The sequence below is a fragment of the Neorhizobium petrolearium genome (assembly GCF_029854435.1).
Taxonomy (GTDB): Bacteria; Pseudomonadota; Alphaproteobacteria; order Rhizobiales; family Rhizobiaceae; genus Neorhizobium; species Neorhizobium petrolearium.
This window is the reverse complement of sequence record NZ_CP123000.1, coordinates 927,776-951,042: the sequence shown is the minus strand read 5'-3', so window position 1 is coordinate 951,042 and position 23,267 is coordinate 927,776. Positions and strand designations below refer to the sequence as shown.

23 protein-coding genes are annotated in these 23,267 nt (G+C 62.4%); 21 read left to right on the top strand and 2 right to left on the bottom strand.

Translation table 11 applies throughout. The features are described from left to right. The first annotated feature begins 31 nt into the window (after positions 1–31). On the top strand, positions 32–1,075 hold the full coding sequence (locus QEO92_RS04950) for an aldo/keto reductase (protein ID WP_227702362.1): 1,044 nt from the start codon (positions 32–34) through the stop codon (positions 1,073–1,075). 45 nt (positions 1,076–1,120) lie between these two features. On the opposite strand, the gene QEO92_RS04945 is transcribed toward QEO92_RS04950, so the two are convergent. Next, positions 1,121–1,840: a cytochrome c biogenesis CcdA family protein gene (locus QEO92_RS04945; protein ID WP_037150519.1), complete on the bottom strand. Its 720-nt coding sequence runs from the start codon at positions 1,838–1,840 to the stop codon at positions 1,121–1,123. 3 nt (positions 1,841–1,843) lie between these two features. Continuing rightward, positions 1,844–2,251, bottom strand: coding sequence for a thioredoxin family protein (locus QEO92_RS04940; RefSeq protein ID WP_227702361.1), 408 nt, complete (start codon positions 2,249–2,251; stop codon positions 1,844–1,846). Positions 2,252–2,724: 473 nt separating this feature from the next. On the opposite strand from QEO92_RS04940, the gene rpsF reads away from it, so the two are divergent. The 20 genes from rpsF to QEO92_RS04840 all read left to right on the top strand — a co-directional run bounded on the left by rpsF (position 2,725) and on the right by QEO92_RS04840 (position 23,140). Continuing rightward, entirely contained in the window at positions 2,725–3,192 is a 468-nt protein-coding gene (rpsF, locus tag QEO92_RS04935) for a 30S ribosomal protein S6 (protein WP_037150513.1), read from the top strand. A 22-nt stretch (positions 3,193–3,214) separates the two neighbouring features. Beyond that, on the top strand, positions 3,215–3,463 hold the full coding sequence (rpsR, locus tag QEO92_RS04930; RefSeq protein WP_037150511.1) for a 30S ribosomal protein S18: 249 nt from the start codon (positions 3,215–3,217) through the stop codon (positions 3,461–3,463). Between the two features lie 161 nt (positions 3,464–3,624). Continuing rightward, positions 3,625–4,599: a YybS family protein gene (locus tag QEO92_RS04925; RefSeq protein ID WP_037150508.1), complete on the top strand. Its 975-nt coding sequence runs from the start codon at positions 3,625–3,627 to the stop codon at positions 4,597–4,599. A gap of 21 nt (positions 4,600–4,620) precedes the next feature. After that, positions 4,621–5,199, top strand: coding sequence for a 50S ribosomal protein L9 (gene rplI / locus QEO92_RS04920; RefSeq protein ID WP_227702360.1), 579 nt, complete (start codon positions 4,621–4,623; stop codon positions 5,197–5,199). 219 nt (positions 5,200–5,418) lie between these two features. Next, complete coding sequence (locus QEO92_RS04915) at positions 5,419–6,402, top strand: TAXI family TRAP transporter solute-binding subunit (RefSeq protein WP_037150504.1); 984 nt, start codon at positions 5,419–5,421, stop codon at positions 6,400–6,402. 98 nt (positions 6,403–6,500) lie between these two features. After that, complete coding sequence (locus QEO92_RS04910) at positions 6,501–8,552, top strand: TRAP transporter permease (RefSeq protein WP_227702359.1); 2,052 nt, start codon at positions 6,501–6,503, stop codon at positions 8,550–8,552. 218 nt (positions 8,553–8,770) lie between these two features. Further along, entirely contained in the window at positions 8,771–10,273 is a 1,503-nt protein-coding gene (locus QEO92_RS04905) for a replicative DNA helicase (protein WP_037150500.1), read from the top strand. Between the two features lie 238 nt (positions 10,274–10,511). Beyond that, entirely contained in the window at positions 10,512–11,918 is a 1,407-nt protein-coding gene (locus tag QEO92_RS04900) for an adenylate/guanylate cyclase domain-containing protein (protein ID WP_227702358.1), read from the top strand. Between the two features lie 201 nt (positions 11,919–12,119). Continuing rightward, the gene (gene alr / locus QEO92_RS04895) at positions 12,120–13,280 is read left to right on the top strand and encodes an alanine racemase (RefSeq protein WP_227702357.1); all 1,161 of its coding nucleotides are present in this window, start codon (positions 12,120–12,122) and stop codon (positions 13,278–13,280) included. 107 nt (positions 13,281–13,387) lie between these two features. Further along, positions 13,388–14,791, top strand: coding sequence for a DNA repair protein RadA (gene radA / locus QEO92_RS04890; RefSeq protein WP_037150494.1), 1,404 nt, complete (start codon positions 13,388–13,390; stop codon positions 14,789–14,791). Between the two features lie 83 nt (positions 14,792–14,874). Then, positions 14,875–15,462: a CvpA family protein gene (locus QEO92_RS04885; RefSeq protein WP_227702356.1), complete on the top strand. Its 588-nt coding sequence runs from the start codon at positions 14,875–14,877 to the stop codon at positions 15,460–15,462. A gap of 151 nt (positions 15,463–15,613) precedes the next feature. Next, positions 15,614–17,116, top strand: a complete 1,503-nt coding sequence (purF, locus tag QEO92_RS04880; protein ID WP_037150490.1) for an amidophosphoribosyltransferase — start codon at positions 15,614–15,616, stop codon at positions 17,114–17,116. Positions 17,117–17,210: 94 nt separating this feature from the next. Then, a complete protein-coding gene (locus tag QEO92_RS04875; protein ID WP_227702355.1) occupies positions 17,211–17,951 on the top strand; it encodes an SDR family NAD(P)-dependent oxidoreductase in 741 nt (246 codons plus the stop codon). A 101-nt stretch (positions 17,952–18,052) separates the two neighbouring features. Further along, positions 18,053–18,628, top strand: coding sequence for a DedA family protein (locus QEO92_RS04870; protein WP_227702354.1), 576 nt, complete (start codon positions 18,053–18,055; stop codon positions 18,626–18,628). A gap of 118 nt (positions 18,629–18,746) precedes the next feature. Further along, the gene (locus tag QEO92_RS04865; protein WP_227702353.1) at positions 18,747–19,124 is read left to right on the top strand and encodes a hypothetical protein; all 378 of its coding nucleotides are present in this window, start codon (positions 18,747–18,749) and stop codon (positions 19,122–19,124) included. A 308-nt stretch (positions 19,125–19,432) separates the two neighbouring features. After that, entirely contained in the window at positions 19,433–20,818 is a 1,386-nt protein-coding gene (cysS, locus tag QEO92_RS04860) for a cysteine--tRNA ligase (protein ID WP_227702352.1), read from the top strand. Between the two features lie 241 nt (positions 20,819–21,059). Next, positions 21,060–21,422 (top strand): endonuclease domain-containing protein, encoded by a 363-nt coding sequence (locus QEO92_RS04855; protein WP_037150480.1) that lies wholly within the window; start codon positions 21,060–21,062, stop codon positions 21,420–21,422. 260 nt (positions 21,423–21,682) lie between these two features. Then, positions 21,683–22,174, top strand: a complete 492-nt coding sequence (locus tag QEO92_RS04850) for a GFA family protein (protein ID WP_227702351.1) — start codon at positions 21,683–21,685, stop codon at positions 22,172–22,174. Beyond that, a complete protein-coding gene (locus QEO92_RS04845; protein ID WP_037150475.1) occupies positions 22,171–22,671 on the top strand; it encodes a GFA family protein in 501 nt (166 codons plus the stop codon). The genes QEO92_RS04850 and QEO92_RS04845 overlap by 4 nt, the downstream gene beginning before the upstream one ends. Beyond that, on the top strand, positions 22,664–23,140 hold the full coding sequence (locus tag QEO92_RS04840) for a GFA family protein (RefSeq protein ID WP_227702350.1): 477 nt from the start codon (positions 22,664–22,666) through the stop codon (positions 23,138–23,140). Before QEO92_RS04845 ends, QEO92_RS04840 begins: the two co-directional genes overlap by 8 nt. Positions 23,141–23,267 lie beyond the last annotated feature (127 nt).

Genomic DNA, 23,267 nt, shown 5'->3' with positions numbered 1-23,267 from the left:
CGGCCGACCTTCCAAGATCAGGATTCCTTTCATGAAATATAAGAGACTGGGCCGCACGGATATCACCGTGTCCGAAATCTGCCTCGGCACCATGACCTGGGGCACGCAGAATACGGAAGCGGAAGCCCATGAGCAGATGGATCATGCGTTCGACCAGGGCGTGAATTTCTTCGATACGGCCGAACTCTACCCGACGACGCCGGTCAGCATCGAAACCTACGGCCGTACGGAAGAAATCATCGGGACCTGGCTCGGGAAGAGCGGTAAGCGCAAGGACATCATCCTCGCCTCCAAGATCGCCGGAAGCGGCCGGCCGCATATCCGCGGCGGCCGCGATATCTCGGCCGCGACGATCCGCGAGGCACTCGATGCCAGCCTGAGACGCCTGCAGACCGACTATCTCGACCTCTACCAGATCCACTGGCCGAACCGCGGCACCTATCATTTTCGCAATCTATGGTCCTTCGACGCCTTCGCTCAGGATCGGGAGAAGGCGGCGGTCGAGATCGCCGAAATCCTCGAGACACTCGGCGATCTGGTGAAGGCGGGCAAGATCCGCGCGATCGGCCTTTCCAACGAAAGCGCCTGGGGTACGCTGAAATACCTCAGGCTTTCGGACGAAAAGAGCCTGCCGCGCGTCGCCTCGATCCAGAACGAATATAGCCTGCTCTACCGCCAGTTCGATACCGACCTTGCGGAAGTCGCACATCACGAGAATGTCGGGCTGATGGCGTATTCGCCGCTCGCCGCCGGCATCCTCACCGGCAAATACCGGAACGGCGCACGCCCTGCGGGCTCCCGCGCCACGATCAATACGGACCTCGGCGGCCGCCTGCAGCCGATGCAGGAGCCGGCCGTGGAAGCCTATGCGAAGGTCGCGGAAAAACACGGGCTCGACATGGCGCAGATGGCGCTCGCCTTCTGCCTCTCGCGCCCCTTCATGGCCTCGGTCATCATCGGCGCAACCTCGATGGCGCAACTGAAGACGGATATCGGCGCGGCGGAAGTGAGGCTCTCCGAAGACGTGACGAAGGATATTGCCGGGGTTTATCGGCAATATCCCATGACGCTGTAAGCGGAACAGGCAGACCCGCCTTGCGACGTGGGACGGGTCCGGCTCTCAAAAGCTCGTCGTGAGCCGCGTCAGCCAGTCCGGAGATGCCGCGACGAGCGCCGCCTCGATGGTCTTGTCCACGCCCGTCAGGACGGCGAAGCCGACCACCAGCAGGACCATGCCGAGAAAGCCCTTGGCAATCTTGCCGAAATTCAGCATCCGGTCGCGCCAACGCTGCACGATATCCCTCGACAGCCGTCCGAGCAGAAGAAGCGGGGCTGCCGCGCCAAGTCCGAATGCCGCCATGGTCAGGAAAACCTCACCGAGGTTCTCGCCGCGCGCCGCCATCAGCGACGCCGCGCCGAGCGTCGGGCCGACACACGGGCTCCAGACCGCGCCCAGAAGGACCCCGACGAGAAACTGGCCTGTCAAACCCCGGTCGTCAAAGCCGCCGAAGCGGCGCTCCGTCCAGTTGCCCACCGGCCCCGCTGCGGCGGCGAGGCGAACCTGCATAGCCGGGGCCAGGAGGACCACGCCGAACAGGATCATCACCAACGCGCCGATCTGGCGAAAGAACACAAGATCGAGCCCGAGGCCAAAGCCGACAAGCGCCACGAACATGCCGATCACAACGAATGAACCGGCCAGTCCCGAAGCGAGCGCCACCTGGGCGTAACGGTGCTTGCCCGTCGCACTGGCGAGAACGATCGGAACCAGGGGCAGAACGCAGGGCGAGAGGATCGACAGCACACCCGCGAGGGCGGCGAAAACCAGTGATGTGCCCATGGCCTAATTCTTCTTCAATGTGGATCTGAACAGCTTCTCGATCGACTTGGCATCTGTATCTCCAACCGAGCGGGCGGTCTCGCTATCGCCCTTGAAGGCGATGAGCGTCGACTGACTTTGAGCTTTGAAGGATCTGACGACGTCCTTCTGCTTGTCGAAATCGACCCGGAAAATCGTCAGGTCCGAGAAATCGGATGAAGAGGTCAGCTTCTCGATGATCGGCTGCTGCGCCGCGCATGTCGGGCACCAGCTTGCCCAGATATCGACAATGACCGGCGTTCCTGCCTTTTGAGCGGCCTCGAACGATTTCTGGTCGTAGGCTTTCAGCTCAACGGCGCCGGCCGCCGTCGAAACCAGCAGAACGAATGCCGACGCGCTTAAAATCCGCATCGAGCGCACAATATTTCTCATGTTCACCCTCCAATGGTTCAGCCCCGGCTCCGTTGACACTTCAGGTCAAAACGGCAGCCATCCGGACGTCAGCGGAAACCGGTCAGGATGTGGCTTCTGCCTGGCGTCAATCCGGTTACGCATCGCGCGGGGCTCAGGTTACATTTCGCCGAACACAAGGCCGTGATCACATGACGTCACGCAAATCCGCCGCCCGTCGGGAGGCAATTCACCACGCCCCTTGCCATCCGCCCAAAAATCCGTATAAGCGCGCTGTTCGAAACACCCGGTCTTCTGGCTGGTGGCTGAACGGAGGGCAGGTTTCCCGAGGGAAACCGCAGGGACCACAAGGTCCAAGCCTCCCGTGTCTCCGCTCTCGACCGTCTCGATCAAACAACTTTTCTTGCTTGGCTTTTCAGTCTTTCAGGAGCAGTCGTTGAGGCTTAGCCGCCGAGTCCGGGTGATACACAACCGCAAGAAAAGGCAAAGCTTACATGGCTCTTTACGAACACGTATTCCTTGCCCGGCAGGATATGTCGCAGCAGCAGGTTGATGCCCTCGTCGAACAGTACAAGGGCGTCCTCGAAGCTAACGGCGGCAAGGTCGGGCGCGTAGAAAACTGGGGCCTCAAGTCCCTCACCTACCGCATCAAGAAGAACCGCAAGGCTCATTACGCACTGATGGACATCGATGCTCCGGCTGCCGCCGTGCATGAGATGGAGCGCCAGATGCGCATCAACGAAGACGTCCTCCGCTACATGACGATCGCCGTCGACAAGCATGAGGAAGGCCCGTCTGCGATGATGCAGAAGCGTGACCGCGACGACCGTCCGCGCCGCGATGGCGACGACCGTGGCCCGCGCCGCGAATTCGGCGACCGCCCGCCGCGTCGTGAATTCGGCGACCGCCCGCCGCGTGAAGGCGGCTTCGAGCGCGCCCCGCGCCCGCCGCGTGAAGCGTAATCGGCTATAAGGAGAAAACACCATGGCTGACGTATCCTCCTCCCCGGCACGCCGTCCGTTCCACCGCCGCCGCAAGACCTGCCCGTTCTCGGGCGCCAATGCGCCGCGGATCGACTACAAGGACGTGCGCCTGCTGCAGCGCTACATTTCCGAGCGCGGCAAGATCGTTCCGTCCCGCATCACGGCCGTTTCCCAGAAGAAGCAGCGCGAACTCGCCCAGGCGATCAAGCGCGCCCGCTTCCTCGGCCTGCTGCCTTACGTCGTAGCGTAATGTGAATTTCCGACCCTCCGGTCCCAAACCAGAGGGTCGGATCTCCCTTCCGCGATGGGCGCGGATCGGAACTCCGACAAATCCCATGTTGGGGATGAAGGACCTGAGACAGAGAATCAGGTTGCCTCCCCTAACTGCTTGAATGGCAGGACAGCGAGACCGTGACGACCAAGAAACAAAGCATATTGCCGATCGGCATCCTTGCCGGCATTGCCGCCGCCCTGCTGGTGCTGGGTGCGAATGCACAGTCGTCCTTTGCGTCGCTTCTTTATGCCGCCTCCGCACTTCCCATTCTGATCGCCGGCCTCGGCTGGGGCAATCGCGCCGCCATCGTCGGCATCGTGACGGCAGCCGCGCTCGGCGCCGTCCTGGTTTCGCCGCTCTTTGCGCTCGCCATGGCGATCTTCACCCTGATCCCGGCGGGCTGGCTCAGCCACCTCGCCAACCTGGCGCGCCCGGCCACCGAACTCGGCGGTCCGGACAACCTGATGGCCTGGTATCCGATTTCGGACATCCTGCTGCATCTTTGCGGCCTGGTGACGATCGCCGTCATCGCGCTCGGCGTGGTGATCGGCTACGGCCCGGAACTTACCGGCCAGATGGTCGATGCGATGATGTCGTCCCTGCAGACCCAGGAACCCGCCTTCACGCCCGACGCGGCCAGCCTGGCGCAGACCAAGGCGATGATCGTGCTGATGCTGCCGCTGGTACAGGGTGGCATCTGGGTCATGCTTCTGTTTGCGGCCTTCTATATCGCCGTGCGCATCGTCTCCCGTTCCGGCCGGGCTCTGCGCCCCCGCGAGGACATGCCCTCCGCGCTTCGCATGAACCGCCATGCGATCTTCATCTTCCTCGCCGGCATCGTGCTCACCTTCGTGGGCGGTGTTCCGGCGATGATCGGCGCCGTGATCTGCGGCACGTTCGGCGCCGGCTTCCTGATGGCAGGCTTCGCCTCGATCCATTTCCGCAGCCAGGGCAAGGACTGGCGGCTGCCGGTCCTCGTCCTCTGCTACCTATCTTCCATGCTTCTCCTGCCGGCAATCATCGTCCTCGTGCTCGGCCTGTCCGACACGCGGCGGACGATCGCGCTCACGCCGGCAAGAGGCCCGATCAATCCCGACGAAAACAAGAATTGAGACCTAGAAAGGAAACCAAACATGCAAGTCATCCTGCTTGAACGTGTACCGAAGCTCGGCCAGATGGGCGAAGTCGTGAAGGTTCGCGACGGTTACGCCCGTAACTTCCTGCTGCCGCAGGGCAAGGCGCTGCGCGCCAATGACGCCAACAAGAAGCGTTTCGAATCCGAGCGCGCCACGCTCGAAGCCCGCAACCTGGAGCGCAAGGGCGAAGCCCAGAAGGTTGCCGAAGTGCTCGACGGCAAGTCTTTCATCATCGTCCGCGCCGCCGGCGAAACCGGCCAGCTCTATGGTTCTGTCGCTGCCCGCGACATCATCGATGCTCTTGCCGCCGAAGGCTTCAGCATCGGCCGCAACCAGCTCGATCTCAACCACCCGATCAAGGCGATCGGCCTGCACAAGGTCACGCTGCACCTGCATTCGGAAGTCGAGATCGCCGTCGAAGTGAACGTCGCCCGTTCGCCGGAAGAAGCAGGGCGCCAGGCCAAGGGTGAGAGCCTTACCTCCGTCGACGCCATCTACGGCGTCGATGAGGATGCACTGCGTCCGGAAGATTTCTTCGATCCGGATGCCGATCGCGAAGAAGGCGAAGAAGCCTGATCGCATTTCGGATTGCAGGTTTCTCAGGCCCTCGGCTCACGCCGGGGGCTTTTTTTATCGAAGCTCTACGAGACTTCGGCAAGCCAGGCTGCATGGGTAGCCATGCCGGCGGTCATAGCCTCCTGCGCGAAGCAGGAAGACGTGAACGACAGCCGGAAGTGGTTGACATGCAAGCCTGACTTTCTTCATGGTGACCGAAACAAGAGAAAGGGAGAAACAATGACCATCAGAAAGAACCTCCTCGCTATCGGCGCCATGATCGGCCTCGCGGCTGCAGGCATCGGCTTCGCGGCAGCTCAATCGCCGGCCTTCTTCCGGATCGGCACGGGCGGCACGGCCGGCACCTACTATCCGATCGGCGGCCTCATCGCCAACGCGATTTCGGGCGCCGGCGACAAGGGCGTCCAGGGCCTCGTGGCGACGGCCGTCGCCTCCAACGGTTCCGTCGCAAACATCAACGCCATCCAGGGCGGTTCGATGGAATCGGGCTTCTCCCAGTCGGACGTCGCCTACTGGGCCCATAGCGGCACCGGCCTCTACGAGGGCAAGGGCAAGGTGGAGGACCTGCGCCTGATCGCGACGCTCTACCCGGAAACCATCCATCTCGTCGCCCGCAAGGACGCCGGCATCAAGTCCGTCGCCGATCTCAAGGGCAAGCGAGTCTCGATCGACGAACCCGGCTCGGGCACGATCGTCGATGCCCGCATCGTCCTGGCCGCCTATGGCCTCAGCGAAAGCGACATCAAGGCCGAGCACATGAAGCCCGGTCCAGCCGGCGAGCGCCTGCGCGACGGCGGCCTCGACGCCTATTTCTTCGTCGGCGGCTATCCGACCGGAGCGATTTCCGAACTCGCCACCTCGGCCGGCATTTCGCTCGTGCCGATCACCGGTCCGGAAGCGGACAAGATGCTTTCGGAATACAAGTTCTTCTCGAAGGATACCGTCCCCGCAGACACCTATCAGGGGGTCGGCGAAACCCCGACGATCTCGGTCGCGGCCCAGTGGGTCACCAGCGCCAAGCAGTCTGACGATCTCGTCTACAACATCACCAAGGTGATGTGGAACGATGCGACGCGCGCCGCACTCGACGCCGGCCACGCGAAGGGCAAGATGATCACGCTGCAGAATGCCGTTACCAGCCTCGGCATTCCGCTGCATCCGGGCGCCGAGCGCTTCTACAAGGAAGCCGGCGTCCTCAAGTAAGGACGATATCTCTCCTTGACTGGAATGGCGGCGGTCGGCAGCGGGCGGACCGCCGTTTTCCGTCTGGAACAAGATAAATATATCAAGGGAAAAACGACATGGCGGCGGACGACGAGGGCAAGATTGCTCCCCTGGAACTGGACGAGGCGAAGGCGCGCGAACTGGAGGAGAAGTTCGACTCGGAGATCCGCTTCCGGCCGCTCTCGCCGATGGCCGCCCGCCTGGTGGGCGTGCTGCTGGTGACGCTCTCCATTTTCCACTACTATACCGCCGGTTTCGGCCTGCTTTCGGAAGTCGTCCATCGCGGCATCCACCTCTCCTTTGTGCTCGGGCTGATCTTCCTCGTCTTCCCGTTCACGCGGCGCGGATACGACCAGCCGGCGCAATCGAGCCTCGTCCGCCCGCTCGGGATTTCGCTGATCGATTGGGCGCTGGCGGCCGGCGCGGTGGTCGCCGTGCTGCATGTCCCCTTCATTCCGCTGGATGACCTCGCCTTCCGCGTCGGCAACCCGACGACGACCGACGTGGTGCTCGGCGGCATCCTGGTTCTGGTGCTGCTGGAGGCGACCCGCCGTTCCGTCGGCTGGCCGCTGCCGATCATCGCCCTTCTCTTCATGGCCTATTCCATCTGGGGACCGTCGATGCCCGGCATCCTGGTGCATCCGGGCGCCACGTTCTCGCAGCTCATCAACCATCTCTATCTCACGACCCAGGGCATCTACGGCATCGCGCTCGGGGTCGTCGCGACTTATGTCTTCCATTTCGTGCTGTTCGGCGTCTTCGCGACCCGCATCGGGCTTGGCCAGCTCTTTCTCGATTGCGCCGCCTGGGTCGCCGGGCGTTATGCCGGCGGGCCTGCCAAGGTGTCGATCTTCGGCTCGGCGCTGTTCGGCATGATCTCCGGCTCGTCCGTCGCCAATACCGTCACGGTCGGATCGCTGACGATCCCGGCAATGATCCGGCTCGGTTACAAGCGGACCTTTGCGGCGGCGGTGGAATCGGCATCCTCGACGGGCGGGCAGATCACGCCGCCGATCATGGGCGCGGCCGCCTTCCTGATGATCGAATTCCTGAACCTGCCCTACACGACCATTATCCTTGCCGCGATCGTGCCGGCCTTCATGCATTTCTTCGGCGTGCTGATCCAGGTGCATTTCGAGGCCAAGCGCAATGGCCTGCGCGGCATGACGCGCGAAGAACTGCCTGATCTCAAGGAGGCATTCAAGCGCGACTGGCCGACCGTCATTCCGCTCGTCGTGCTGATCGGCGTGCTGCTTTCCGGCTATACGCCCTATCTCGCGGCCTTCTGGGGCATCACGCTCTGCGTCGCCGTCGGCCTCCTCAACCCGCGCCGGCGCATGTCCTTCACGGAAGTGTTCGAAGGCTTGCGCGACGGCGCCAAATATGCGCTCGCGGTCGGTGCCGCCGCAGCGACTGTCGGCATCATCGTCGGCGTCGTGACGCTGACCGGCGTCGGCTTCAAGATCTCCTATATCGTCACCTCGACCGCCGCGCAGATGGCTACCTTCGTCGGCACACTCGTGCCGGCCGCCTGGTTCGGGCCGCAGACGCTGACGCTGCTCTTCACGCTCATCATGACCGGTGTCGTCTGCATCCTCATGGGCTGCGGCATCCCGACGACGGCGAACTACATCATCATGGCGACGATCGCCGCCCCGACGCTCGGACTTCTCGGGGTCGAGCCGATCGTCGCGCATTTCTTCGTCTTCTATTACGGCGTGCTTGCCGACATCACGCCGCCCGTGGCGCTCGCGGCCTACGCGGCGGCGGGCATGGCGGGCGCCGATCCGTTCAAGACCGGCAACACGGCCTTCCGGCTGGGGCTCGGCAAGGTTCTGGTGCCGTTCGTCTTCGTCTTCTCTCCGTCGCTGCTGCTGGTCACCGCGAATTTCACCTGGAGCAACTTCCTCATCGCCTTCATCGGCTGTGTGCTCGGCATCACCTGCCTCGGTTCGGCGCTTTCGGGATGGCTGCTCGTCAGGACGGCAGCCTGGGAGCGGCTGCTTCTCGTCATCGCGGCAGTCCTTCTCGTGGTGCCGGAACTGATGTCGTCGCTGATCGGATTGGCGTTGATCGTTCCCGTGCTTCTTCACCAGTTCGCCGGCCATCGCATGCAACCCGCCTTGTAGCGAATCTGCAGAAGACTTATTCTTCATGGCCGTGGCAAAGGGTTGAACAGTTTTGCCACGGTCAAATCATCTTGTTCGGTTCGGTGCGTTTTATCCACAAGCTCAAGCGATGACTGTGGAGATCGATGGATTCTGAAGATTCTGCCGGGATCGCCCATCCATCGTCTGCAAAGTGCTGTAGGATCGCGCCCGATTCAAAAAATACATGATTGGAAGACATGCAGGACGTCGCACGCAAGCTGACAGCGCTCAGCAACAAGGATGCGGAACCCCATTACCGCGAAGCTCCGAACAATATCGAAGCCGAACAGGCGCTTTTGGGCGCGATCCTGGTCAATAACGACGCCTATTATCGCGTCTCGGATTTTCTGAAGCCCGTCCACCTCCACGAGCCCCTGCACCGCAAGATCTTCGAGGTGGCAGGCGACATCATCCGCATGGGCAAGACCGCCAATCCGGTGACGATCAAGACCTTCCTGCCGGCAGAGGAGAAGGTCGGCGACTTGACCGTGGCGCAATATCTCGCCCGTCTCGCGGCCGAAGCCGTGTCGATCATCAACGCCGAGGACTACGGCCGGGCGATCTACGATCTGGCGCTCAGGCGCGCGCTGATCACCATCGGCGAGGACATGGTCAACATCGCCTATGACGCGCCGCTCGACATGCCGCCGCAGACACAGATCGAGGATACCGAGCGCCGCCTCTTCGAGCTTGCCGAGAACGGCCGCTACGACGGCGGCTTCCAGTCCTTCAACGACGCGGTGGCGCTGGCGATCGACATGGCGGGTGCCGCCTTCGAGCGCGACGGGCATCTCTCCGGCATTTCGACCGGCATCATGTCGCTCGATGCCAAGATGGGCGGGCTGCAGCGCTCAGACTTGATCGTTCTCGCCGGGCGTCCCGGCATGGGCAAGACCTCGCTCGCCACCAACATCGCCTACAATATTGCAGCCGCGTACGAGCCCGAGGTCATGCCGGACGGAACGTTCAAGGCGAAGAATGGCGGCGTCGTCGGCTTTTATTCGCTCGAAATGTCGGCCGAACAGCTCGCAACCCGTATCATCTCCGAGCAGACAGAGGTCTCGTCGTCGAAAATCCGCCGTGGTGACATTACCGAGGCCGATTTCGAAAAGCTCGTCGCCTGCAGCCAGATGATGCAGAAGGTGCCGCTTTTCATCGACCAGACCGGTGGTATCTCGATCGCCCAGCTGTCCGCCCGCGCCCGCCGCCTGAAGCGCCAGCGCGGCCTCGATTGCCTTGTGGTGGACTATATCCAGCTCATGACCGGCGCCGGAAAATCCGGCGACAACCGCGTGCAGGAAATCACCCAGATCACCACCGGCCTCAAGGCGCTCGGCAAGGAACTGAACGTGCCGATCATCGCGCTGTCGCAGCTCTCGCGTCAGGTCGAAAGCCGCGACGACAAGCGCCCGCAGCTCTCCGACCTTCGCGAATCCGGCTCGATCGAGCAGGATGCCGACGTGGTGCTCTTCGTGTTCCGCGAGGAATATTACGTCAAGAACATGGAACCACGCGATCCGGCCGATCCGAAATATCCGGAATGGGAAGCCCATATGGACAAGGTGAAGGGCACGGCGGACGTCATCATCGCCAAGCAGCGCCACGGACCGACCGGCACCGTCAAGCTCGCCTTCCAGTCGGAATACACCCGCTTCGCCGATCTGGCCGACCCGAGCTTCACCCAGTACGAAGAGCATTGATCGGGTTCGGCGCTCTACCCCGCCTGGGCTGCATTGTGTAGCAAAAGCCAGCAGACCGAAGCTCAACCCAAGACACATCCGCAAGGATTGCCGGGATAGGGAAACTGCAGGAAGCCCAAGCAGATCGTCCCGGGGAGCAGGCGTCCAGGCATCAAGGTTCTATCACGGGAATTCCCGTGGTATAATGCGTCATTGCGGACATCATCCGCCATGGCCTTCCGCGCCAGAGACTTGTCCGATGAGCGAAGTGGACGTGCTTTTTGCAGCCCTGCGACAGGCGGCTGACCCGCAGGCGGTTGAGTGTATCGAGCAAGTGGTCATGCATGGCTCGGATCGCGATCTCAACCGCATCAATGTGTTTGCCTTCGCCGACACCCATCATCTCGATGAAGAAAAAACGATCGCGGCGTTTCTCCATGCGGCGCGCATAGGCACATTCGAGATGACCTGGAATGTCCTCTGCCCTGGATGCGGCGGCGTCCTTGAAACCGGCGCCAACTTGAAAGCGGTCGATCGGGGAACGTACCATTGCGCGCTCTGCGCGGCCGGATATGAGCCAACTCTCGACGAGATGGTCGAGGTGACGTTCACGGTCAGCCCGAGAGTGCGCCGCATTGCTGCCCACGAGCCCGACCGCTTGCCTCCGCTTGAATACTACCGTCAGATATTCTTCAGCTCGGGAGTCGACCTGCCCGAGAACCTGGAAGCGAGCTTCGCACGCATTCTACTGGAGATGATCGAGTTGGATCCGGGCGAGAAGGCCTTCGTCTCGCTACAACTGCCGGCGCAATTCGTCATCATCTTCGATGCCGTCACACATTCGGCGCAGTTCATCGACGTGAAGGGTGAGCCAACCGACGAACGTCAGAACCTCTCAATGTTCATCAGTCGGGATTATGCACCGAACGAAACGCTTACCCTCCGTCCCGGCTTACTGCGGCTCACGATCGAGAATCACACCGACCGCAGAGTGCTCCCCAATGTCTGCATCGCCGGAGAGCAGCTGCACGACCTGCTGGGCCGCAGGCGACCGTTCCTGACAGCCAAGCGACTTCTGACAAACCAGAGCTTCCGGGACATCTATCGGACCGACACGCTTGATATCGACCAGCGTCTAAGGATCACCAGCCTGACATTCCTCTTCACCGATTTAAGAGGGTCAACCGCTCTCTACGAGCGCGTCGGAGATCTGGCCGCCTTCGATCTGGTGAGAGCACATTTCAAGGTTCTTCACGAGATCATCGCCACGGAATCCGGAGCGGTGGTCAAGACCATAGGCGACGCCGTGATGGCGACATTCTCGAGCCCGGATCGTGCGGTGGCGTCCGCGCTGCGGATGCGGGAAGCGATGCTTCGGCTGAATGCCGAGCACGGTCGCGAGGACCTTCTCCTGAAGATCGGTATCCATGAGGGGCCATGCCTCGCAGTCAACCTGAACGACCGGCAGGACTATTTCGGCCAGACCGTCAATATCGCCTCCCGCGTACAGGGCCTTGCCGATCCCTATGTGATCCTCACCACGGAGGCCGTCGTCGAAAACGCCCAGGTTTCAGAGATCTTAAGAAACAACGGCATCGCATCGGTTTCTCGGATGGAGGAACTTCAGGGCGTCGAAAGGGAAGTGAAGATCTTCGCCCTGTCGTGATCTCCGGATCTGCGCCATCGGAGAAGCATGACGGAAATCCTGTCGCGTTCATGCCTGGCGGCTGCCCAAGGCTAAGGCCAATCCGGATGCTCTCGCCCCAAAAGATTGTGCAGTGCGAAGGTTTTTCGCATGGCGGCCTTTTTCCCGCCTTCGAAACGGATAGGATCGCAGGAACATTCCTCAGCATGGCCGACGTGTAAAATGACCGATTTCGACAGCGATCCTTCTCCCTCCGGCGATTTCGACGTCGCGCCCGTCCGGCTGACGGTCGATCTCGCAGCGCTTTCCGACAACTGGCGGGAGATGCAACGACGCTCGGGAAGGGTGCGCACCGCGGCTGTCGTCAAGGCGGACGCCTACGGTCTCGGCATCGAGGATTGCGGCACGGCGTTTTATGAAGCCGGCGCGCGGGACTTCTTCGTCGCGGTCGCCCAGGAAGGCGTGACGCTGCGCAGCTATGCGCCAGACGCCCGCATCTACGTGCTTTCCGGCATCTGGCCCGGCCAGGAGCAGATGTTCTTCGAGAACGACCTCGTGCCGGTGCTGGCCTCCGAAGAACAGCTTGCCTTCTGGATGTCGGTCGTATCGGAACATGGAGACCACCCCTGCGCCCTGCAGGTGGATACCGGCTTCAATCGGCTCGGCCTTTCATTCGAGGATGCGCTTGCCCTTGCAGGCGACGTCTCGCGGCCCGCAGGCTTCTCGCCGGTTCTGGTGCTGTCGCATCTTCACAGCGGCGACAACCCGGCCTCGCCCCTCAACCGGCAGCAGCTCGAACTGTTCCAGCAGGTTAGCGCCGCCTTCGAAGGCATCGAATCAAGTCTTTCGGCTTCCGCCGGAATCTTCCTGGGCCCCGAATATCATTTCGACCTCACCCGCCCCGGCATTGCGCTTTATGGCGGCGAATCCGTCGGCGGCATGATGCCGCTCAAGCCGGTGGTGAAGGCGGAGGCGCGGGTCATCCAGGTCCGCGACGCCGCCGCGGGCGGCACGGTCAGCTACGGCGCCACCCATCAGCTTTCGCGCGAGAGCAGGCTTGCCATCGTCTCCGCCGGTTACGCCGACGGCTATCTCCGCTCTCTCTCCGGCTCGGGCGTGCCGATCCGCACCGGCGGCTCTTCCGGCGCCTTCGGCTTCATCGCCGGTCACAGGGTGCCGGTGATCGGCCGCGTCACCATGGACCTGACGATCTTCGACGTGACGGATGTTCCGGCATCCGATATCCGCACCGGCGACTATATCGAGCTTTTCGGTCCCAACATGCCTCTCGACGACGTGGCGCGGGCCGCCGGCACGATCGGCTACGAACTCCTGACCGGCCTCGGGTTGCGCTACGAGCGGCGGTATATCTATCCCGAATAGTTTCCACTCCTCCTTGCCAGCAGTGATATTTCCGGAGTACAAGAACAAATGTTCCGCTTTTGTTCTTGGCGGATTTTGTGAGTGTTTGAAGACGGCAACTCAATTTCATGGCAAAACCCAAGACCCAATTCGTGTGCCAGAACTGCGGCACGGTGCACAGCCGCTGGGCCGGCAAGTGCGATGGCTGCGGCGAATGGAACACGATCGTCGAGGAAGACCCGATGGGCGGCATCGGCGGCGGTCCCGGCCGCGCACCGAAGAAGGGCCGTGCGGTGGCACTCACCACGCTTTCCGGGGAGACCGAACAGGCGCCGCGCATCCATACCGGCATTTCCGAACTCGACCGGGCGACCGGCGGCGGTTTCGTGCGCGGTTCGGCCGTGCTTATCGGCGGTGATCCCGGCATCGGCAAGTCGACGCTGCTGATGCAGGCGGCGGCGGCCCTCTCCCGCCGCGGGCATCGCATCATCTATGTTTCGGGCGAGGAGGCCGTGGCGCAGGTGCGGCTTCGCGCTCAGAGGCTGGATGCCGCCAATACCGAAGTGTTGCTCGCCGCCGAAACCAATGTCGAGGACATCCTCGCCACCATTTCCGAGGGCAAGCGGCCCGATCTCGTCATCATCGATTCGATCCAGACGCTCTGGAGCGACACCGCTGATTCGGCACCGGGCACCGTCACCCAGGTGCGCACCGGCGTGCAGGCGATGATCCGCTTCGCCAAGCAGACGGGTGCGGCCATGGTTCTCGTCGGGCACGTCACCAAGGAAGGCCAGATCGCCGGCCCGCGCGTCGTCGAGCACATGGTCGATGCCGTCCTCTATTTCGAGGGCGACCGCGGCCATCACTACCGCATCCTGCGGACCGTCAAGAACCGATTCGGCCCAACCGACGAGATCGGCGTCTTCGAAATGTCCGACAAGGGCTTGCGCGAAGTCTCCAATCCGTCCGAACTCTTCCTCGGCGAACGCAATGCAAAGGCGCCGGGCGCGGCTGTCTTCGCCGGCATGGAAGGGACGCGACCCGTGCTTGTCGAGGTGCAGGCGCTGGTGGCGCCGACCTCGCTCGGAACACCGCGCCGTGCGGTGGTCGGCTGGGATTCGTCCAGGCTTTCGATGATTCTCGCCGTGCTGGAGGCCCATTGCGGCGTGAAGCTCGGCCAGCATGATGTGTATCTGAACGTGGCAGGCGGCTACCGCATCTCCGAGCCGGCGGCCGACCTTGCCGTCGCCTCTGCACTGGTCTCCTCGCTTGCCGGTCTTGCCCTGCCCGCCGATTGCGTCTATTTCGGCGAAATCAGCCTCTCAGGGGCGGTGCGACCGGTTTCACAAACGGCGCAACGCCTTAAGGAGGCTGAGAAACTTGGTTTTGCCGGGGCCATGCTGCCGGCAGCATCCGCCGAAGTGCCGAAAGGTACGGGCGGTCGCTGGACCGAGATCGACGACCTGCCGGACCTGGTGGCACGCATCGCAGGCTCATCGGCAAGGTTACGGCAAGCACCGGAAGATGATTGATCTTCCGTTAACAGGTCCGCTGTTGTATGACGGCTGCCTTGAGGCGGGGCGCCGGCATAATCCGGCAAGTCTTGGAGTAATATATGCCCATTACGATTTTCGACGGTATCGTCATCGGCGTGACGCTGTTTTCCGCCGTGCTCGCCATGGTTCGCGGCTTTTCGCGGGAGGTGCTGTCGATCGCAAGCTGGGTGGGATCCGTCGCGGCGGCCTATTACCTCTATCCGCTGCTTCTCCCCTACGCGAAGAACTATACCGCGGATGACCGCATCGCGATTGCCGCGTCCGCCGGCATCATCTTCCTGATCGCGCTGATCGTCATCTCGTTCATCACGACCCGCATCGCCGATTTCATCATCGACAGCCGCGTCGGCGCGCTGGATCGGACGCTGGGCTTCCTCTTCGGGGCCGCCCGCGGCATCCTGCTGCTCGTCGTCGCCGTCGCTTTCTGGAACTGGCTCGTGGCCGCGAATGCGCAGCCGGCCTGGGTCACGCAGGCGAAATCCAAGCCTTTCCTCGACACGCTCGTCGCGCGCCTCGAAGCCGTGCTGCCCGACGATATCGAGCCGCAGATCCGCGCACGCATCCTGGGCCGCGAGGCAGCGCCCGCCGAGGGCGCCGCCGGACAGGACCAGCCGCCGGCAGAGGATGCGCCTGCGACAAATAATTGACGCTTTGTTGCGCTTGATGCAGCGCAAAACATCACCATTTGTGGTAACATTCGAATTCAGGTAAGAGCGGGCTGGGTTCCGGGGAGGTTTTCCCCGGCCGGCCTTTCCATTTTTCCGACAGGGACGGTTGTCCGAAGGATAAGGGGCCAAGATGAGCGAGCCGGTTTCCGAGACGTTTGACGAAAAAAGCGTCCATGAATGGGATGGCGATACGCTTCGCGAAGAATGCGGCGTTTTCGGCATCCTGGGCCATCCCGAAGCGGCGACGCTGACGGCGCTCGGCCTGCACGCGCTCCAGCATCGCGGCCAAGAGGCGGCCGGCATCGTCTCCTTCGACGGCCTGCGCTTTCATTCGGAACGCCGCATGGGGCTTGTCGGGGACCACTACACCGATCCAGTCACGCTTGCCCGCCTGCCCGGCAATATCGCCATCGGCCACAACCGCTATTCGACGACCGGCGAGGTGGCGCTCCGCAACGTTCAGCCGCTTTTCGCCGAGCTCGAAGTCGGCGGCATCGCGATCGCCCATAACGGCAATTTCACCAACGGGCTGACCCTGCGCCGGCAATTGATCGCCGGCGGCGCCATCTGTCAGTCGACCTCCGACACTGAAGTGGTGCTCCACCTCATCGCCCGCTCACGCTACACCTCGACGGCAGACCGCTTCATCGATGCGATCCGCCAGATGGAAGGCGGTTACGCAATGGTCGCGATGACCCGGACCAAGCTGATCGCGGCGCGCGATCCGATCGGCATCCGCCCGCTCGTCATGGGCGAGCTCGACGGCAAGCCGATCTTCGCTTCCGAAACCTGCGCACTCGACATCATCGGCGCCAAATTCGTCCGCGACGTGGAAAACGGCGAGGTCATCATCTGCGAAGTCCAGCCGGACGGCTCGATCACCATCGACGCCCGCAAGGCCGGCAACGGACAGCCGGAACGCCTCTGCCTTTTCGAATACGTCTATTTCGCCCGTCCCGACTCGGTCGTTGGCGGCCGCAGCGTCTACGTCGCGCGCAAGAACATGGGCATCAACCTCGCCAAGGAGGCGCCGGTCGAAGCGGACGTCGTGGTGCCGGTACCGGACGGCGGCACGCCGGCGGCGCTCGGCTATGCGCAGGAAAGCGGCATTCCGTTCGAATACGGCATCATCCGCAACCACTATGTCGGCCGCACCTTCATCGAGCCGACACAGCAGATCCGCGCCTTCGGCGTCAAGCTCAAGCATTCCGCGAACCGTGCGATGATCGAGGGCAAGCGCGTCGTGCTGGTCGACGATTCGATCGTGCGCGGCACGACCTCGTTGAAGATCGTCCAGATGATCCGCGATGCGGGCGCCAGGGAAGTACACTTCCGCGTCGCGAGCCCGATGATCTACTACCCGGATTTCTACGGCATCGACACGCCGGACCGGGAAAAGCTTCTCGCCAACCAATACGACAACCTGGACGCCATGTGCCGATATATCGGCGCGGATTCGCTCGAGTTCCTGTCGATCAACGGCCTCTACCGCGCCGTCGGCGGCGAGGACCGCAACGATGCACGCCCGCAATTCACCGATCATTACTTCACCGGCGCCTATCCCACCCGCCTGCTCGACAAGGATGGCGAGACGATGGGTCGCAAGGTTTCGGTTCTCGCCAGCAACGGCTGAGGCAAACGGACCGGTTTGCATTCAGTGGCAAACGCTTTAGAAGGCTGCGGCAACGCAGCCTTCTTTTTATGCCGCGAGACCGTGAGGTGAACAGATGAACATCGATTTGAAGAACAGGATCGCGCTGGTCACCGGCGCGTCGCGGGGCATCGGCTATTTCACGGCGCTCGCGCTCGCAAAGGCCGGCGCGCATGTGATCGCCACCGCGCGCACCGTCGGTGGGCTAGAGGAACTCGACGATGCGATCAAGGCGGTCGGCGGCACAGCCACCCTCGTCCCGTTCGACCTTACCGACATGGCGGCGATCGACCGGCTCGGTGCTTCGATCTTCGAGCGCTGGGGCAAGCTCGACATCCTCGTCGCGAATGCCGGCATCCTCGGCGTCATCTCGCCGCTCGGCCATATCGAGGCCAAGGTGTTCGAAAAGGTGATGACGACCAATGTCACCGCCACCTGGCGGCTGATCCGCTCGGTCGAGCCGCTGCTCGTCAAATCCGATGCGGGCCGCGCCATTCTCCTGTCGTCGGGTGTCGCCAGCAATCCCCGCGCCTTCTGGGGCGCCTATGCAATGTCCAAGGCAGCGGTCGAAAACATGGGTCGCATCTGGGCTGAGGAGACCGCGCATACGCCACTCAAGGTCAACCTAGTCAATCCCGGCGCCACCCGCACGGCGATGCGCGCCCAGGCGGTACCGGGGGAGGACCCCGAAACGCTGCCGCATCCTTCCGAAATTGCCGAAAAAATCCTCTTCCTCGCCTCCCCCGACATGAAGGAGAGCGGCCGGCTGTTCGTGGTGCGCGAGAACCGCTTCGTGGATTTCAAGTCGCCGGAGTGAGACGGTCTAACCATCGCGAGCAGGGACCATTCCTGCTTGCAGCTTCGAAGCGGGGGGCCTAATTTGCCCGACATCGATTGGGTACCGGGACGCTTCCTCCATTGTCGCTTGCAGAATTCATCACGCAATACGGAGCGCTCGCGGTCTTCGTCGGAGCGGGAGCCGAGGGTGAGACGGCCGCATTCCTCGGCGGAATCTTCGCGCATCGCCACCTGATGCCGTACTGGCAGGCGGCGGTGGCCGCATCGCTCGGTTCTTTCGTCGCCGACCAGTTCTTCTTCCTCGCCGGACGATACGCGAGCAGGCTTCGCTTCGTCCAGACATTCACCGCCTCCGACATGATGCGGCGCGTCACCCGCCTTCTGGAAACCTATCCGACCGGCTTCATCCTGTCCTTCCGCTTCATCTACGGGATCCGGATCATCAGTCCGGTCGCGATCGGCCTTTCCTCCGTATCGGCACTGCGGTTTCTGGCGCTCAACCTGGTCGCCGCAAGTATCTGGGGCACGGTCATCACCGCAATCGGCTTTCTTCTCGGCAACGTCGTCGAAGCCGTTTTCGGCCGGCTGCACCTCCACATCCATCTGTTGATCGCGCTCGCGGCCGTTGCCGTATTGATCGCCGCGACAGCCATCCTGACGAAGAAATACCTCACGCGCCCTTCCAGGCGCACGTGAAGCCATATTGCCCACGGGTTTATGCCACCACACGCCCCCCGTATTCCGCTTGCTTGATTTCCGCTATGCTGCGGCGCCTGCGGTGGGACGCAGGAATCACGCCTTTGGGGGATATCGCATGAAAAATATCGCATTCTATTTCTTCGGCGCGGCGGTGCTGTGCGTCACCGTCGGCATGTTCTGGGGCATCCAGATGTCGATCTCGCACAATCACACGATGGCGCCGGCACATGCACACCTGAATCTCGTCGGCTGGACGACGCTCGGCCTCTTCGGCCTCTATTACACTGTAACGCCGAATGCCGCCGGCACGATGCTGTCGAAGGCCCATCTCGGTTTCGCCGTGCTCGGCGTTCTCTGTCTGGTGCCCGGCATTGCGATCGCGGTCTCCACCGGCGGCGAGGCGCTGGCCGCGATCGGCTCGATCCTCACCGTCATCTCGATGCTGATCTTCCCGGTTATCGTCTTCAAGAACGGTATCGGCCACAAAGCCTGACGCATTCGCCCGTGGCGCGGGCAAGGCCTCTTGACCAAAGTTCCCGCCCGCGCCATAACCTCGTACATGAAAACGGCGATTTCCATTTGCGGGATCATTATTCGCTAGCGCATCCGCTGGCCCGGCCGTTTTCGTCTCTCGAAAAGCCTTGAAGACAAACGACCCGGCCGGAGCCGGATGATTTCTTGTTGTCTCAACCCGAAATCATCCGGCTCCCTATCGAATGATCGGAGCGGGATGTCGGCCGAAAACCGCATACACTTTTCGGCATCCCGCTCTGCCGGCCGCTTGCTTTGGGAGATTTTTTGATGAGCGTCACGCTCAAGCTCTACAATACGCTGACCCGCGAGAAGGCGGAGTTTTCGCCGATCGATCCGCAGAACGTGCGCGTGTATGTCTGCGGCCCGACGGTCTACGACTACGCCCATATCGGCAATGCGCGTCCTGCAATCGTCTTCGACGTGCTCTTTCGGCTGTTGCGCCACGTCTACGGCGAAAACCACGTCACCTATGCTCGCAACATCACCGACGTGGACGACAAGATCAATGCCCGGGCGCTGCGCGACCATCCCGGCCTGCCGCTCAACGAGGCGATCCGCGCCGTCACCGAACGGACCGAGACGCAGTATCACGAGGATGTGGCCGCACTCGGCTGCCTCATGCCCACCGTCGAGCCGCGCGCCACGGACAATATTTCCCAGATGATCGAGATCATCGAGCAACTGATCGCGCGCGGCCATGCCTATGTGGCGGCCGGCGAAGTGCTGTTCGACACGAAATCGATGCGCGACTACGGCCAGCTTTCCAAGCGCCCGCTCGACGAGCAGCAGGCCGGCGCCCGTGTCGCCGTCGATGCGCACAAGAAGAATCCCGGCGATTTCGTCCTCTGGAAGCTCTCCTCCCACAACGAGCCCGGCTGGGAGAGCCCCTGGGGCCGCGGCCGTCCGGGTTGGCATATCGAGTGCTCGGCGATGAGCCAGCGTTATCTCGGCGAGGTGTTCGACATCCATGGCGGCGGGCTCGACCTCATCTTCCCGCATCATGAGAACGAGATCGCCCAATCGCGTTGCGCCCACGGCACGCAGGTGATGGCGAATGTCTGGATGCACAACGGCTTCGTGCAGGTCGAAGGCCGCAAGATGTCGAAGTCCGAAGGCAATTTCATCACCATCTACGACCTCCTGCACACCGAAACCTTCGGCGGTCGGCAATGGCCGGGCGAAGTGCTCCGGCTCGCCATGCTGATGACGCACTACCGCGAGCCGATCGACTTTTCGGTGAAGCGGCTGGAGGAAGCCGAACGCCTCATCGCCAAATGGCCGGCGGCCGACCCTTCGGATGCAGCCCCTGCCGACGTCGTGCTGGAGGCGCTGGCGGACGACCTCAACACGGTCGCTGCCGTGCAGGCGCTGCATGGACTGGCGCAGGACGCCAACGCCGACAAGGCGCTGCTGCCCGTCTTCGCGGCGAGCGCCGCCCTTCTCGGCGTGTTGCCGCAGAAGATGGAAATCGACGAGGCCGTCGCCGCCGAGATCGATCAGCGCGTCAAGGCGCGTCTCGAACTCCTCAAGGCGAAGAATTTTGCCGAAGCCGACAAGATCCGTGACACGCTTTCCGCCGAGGGTATCCAGCTCAAGGACGGCAAGGACCCCGCGACCGGCGAACGGATGACCAAATGGGAGGTGAAGCGGTAGGATGGGCGCCCTTGCGGCATATACCCCTCTCTGCCCTGCCGGGCATCTCCCCCACAAGGAGGGAGATTGGATAATAGCCATGCCTCGCCCTCAGCAAAGGTCCCGATTTGCCGTGCAGACAACCAAGGTGGTCTGTTTTTCGGGAAGCTGGCGCGTCTTGCCGATCTCCCCCCTTGTGGGGGAGATGCCCGGCAGGGCAGAGGGGGGTGCCAGCCCGGAAACGATCCGTGAGGAGCATGACATGCCGCATGCACCTGTCCCGCCTCAGCGCCGCGCAAACGCCAAGCGCATGCGCAAGACGATGACCGATGCCGAGCTGAAGCTCTGGAACGCGCTACGCGCCCACCGGCTGATGGGACTGAGCTTCCGCCGCCAGGTGCCGATCGCCGGTTACATCGTCGACTTCGCGTGTCCGGCGCATCAACTGATCGTGGAAGTGGACGGTTCACAGCACGGCAACGATGCCGACCTTCGCTACGACGACAATCGAACCAAACGGCTCGAACAAGATGGCTGGACCGTCCTGCGCTTTTGGAATGACGACGTCCTGAAGGACATCGACAACGTCTGTTTGCATATCGTGAAAATCGTTGGGGAGGGTTAGGTGATGAAGAACGGCATGGCTTTCTCGGTGGCACTTACCCCCCTCTGCCCTGCCGGGCATCTCCCCCACAAGGGGGGAGATCAGATAGTAGCGACGTCCCGCTCTCAATCCGAGTCTGAGGTTGCCGAGATTGTTCTCTCCCCGGATGCTGTTCTGGGAAGCCGGAGCCTCTTGCCGATCTCCCCCCTTGTGGGGGAGATGCCCGGCAGGGCAGAGGGGTGTGGCGTATGGCATGACGAACGAGAAGAGGAGACTCGTCCATGACCCATATCCACACCGGCGGGTGTCAGTGCGGCGCGGTGCGCTTCCGTGCGGAAGGAGAGATCGGTTTTCCGCATCTGTGCCACTGCCGCATGTGCCAGAAAGCGGCAGGCAATTATTTCATGCCGCTCGGTGGCGTGAAGTGGGAAAACTTCTCCTTCACCCGCGGCGAGCCGGCCTGGTTTCACTCCTCCGAAACCGTGAAGCGCGGCTTCTGCGGAAAATGCGGCACGCCGCTCTTCTATGATGGCGGCAGCGACCATATCAGCATCACGCTCGGTTCGCTGGACGATCCGGAAAGCGTCAAGCCCCGGCTGCAGACCAATCTCGTGCACAAGATGTCCTTTTTCGGCGAACTGGATCACCTGACGCACGAGACGGCCATGGATATGACGCCGAGCGAAGAAAAGAAGGTCGCGGCGAGCAGCCGGCAGCACCCGGATCACGATACCGGGGTCTGGCCGCCGGAGCGATGGGAGGAGAAGTCATGAGCGATATTGTCCGAACCGGCGGTTGCCAGTGCGGCGCGATCCGCTTCCGGCTGGAAGGCGAGCCGAAGGATTCATCGATCTGCCACTGCCGCATGTGCCAGAAGGCTTTCGGCGCCTATTATGCGCCGCTGGTTGCCGTCGGTGAGGCGGAGCTTGCCTGGACGCGCGGTGAACTCAAATATTTCCAGTCGTCGAATCATGTGCGGCGCGGCTTCTGCGCGGATTGCGGCACGCCGATGACCTACGAGGCGGACGACGGCATCGCGATTTCCGCCGGCAGCTTCGACGATCCGGCCTCCCTGCCGCCCGTCGTGCAATATGGCATCGAGGCCAAGCTTCCCTTCGTGGACCGGCTGCATCAATTGCCCGGACGACACACGATGGAGGATATCGAGGCGGCCCCGTTCCTCGCCGACGTCGTCTCTTACCAGCATCCGGACCACGATACCGAAACCTGGCCGCCGGAAAACCGGCAGAAGGAGAAGAAGCATGACTGAGCAAGAGAGAACAGGCGGCTGCCAGTGCGGCGCCGTGCGCTTCCGCATCCATGGAAAGCTGGGGCGGCCTTCCATCTGCCATTGCCGCATGTGCCAGAAACAGTTCGGCTCCTTCTTCTCCGCGCTGGTCACCGTGCCGCCGGAGGGCCTGGAATGGACGCGCGGCGAGCCGAGCTATTTCCAGTCGTCGGTCAATATCGACCGAGGCTTCTGCCCTCATTGCGGAACGCCGCTGACCTACCGCCATCCGAACGGAATCGAGCTCGCCATCGGCGCCTTCGACGACCGTTCCGATCTCGCACCGCAGATTCAGGTCAACTATGCGTACCGGCTGCCCTGGGTTGAGACGATCTTCGACCAGCCGGTCTTCGAAGATCCGGATTTCGACCGGCAGCAGGAACAGATCATCTCCTTCCAGCATCCCGACCACGATACCGAAATCTGGCCGGAAAAAGGCCTCCACCTGTGACCGGCAACCCGAACCTGAAGGTGCCGAAATGGCTGTTCTACGGGCTGATCGCCAAGGGTGCGATCGTCGTGCTCATCACCGCCGCGGTGCTCGCCTATGCATTCCTCAGATGACGCACTGAATTGCG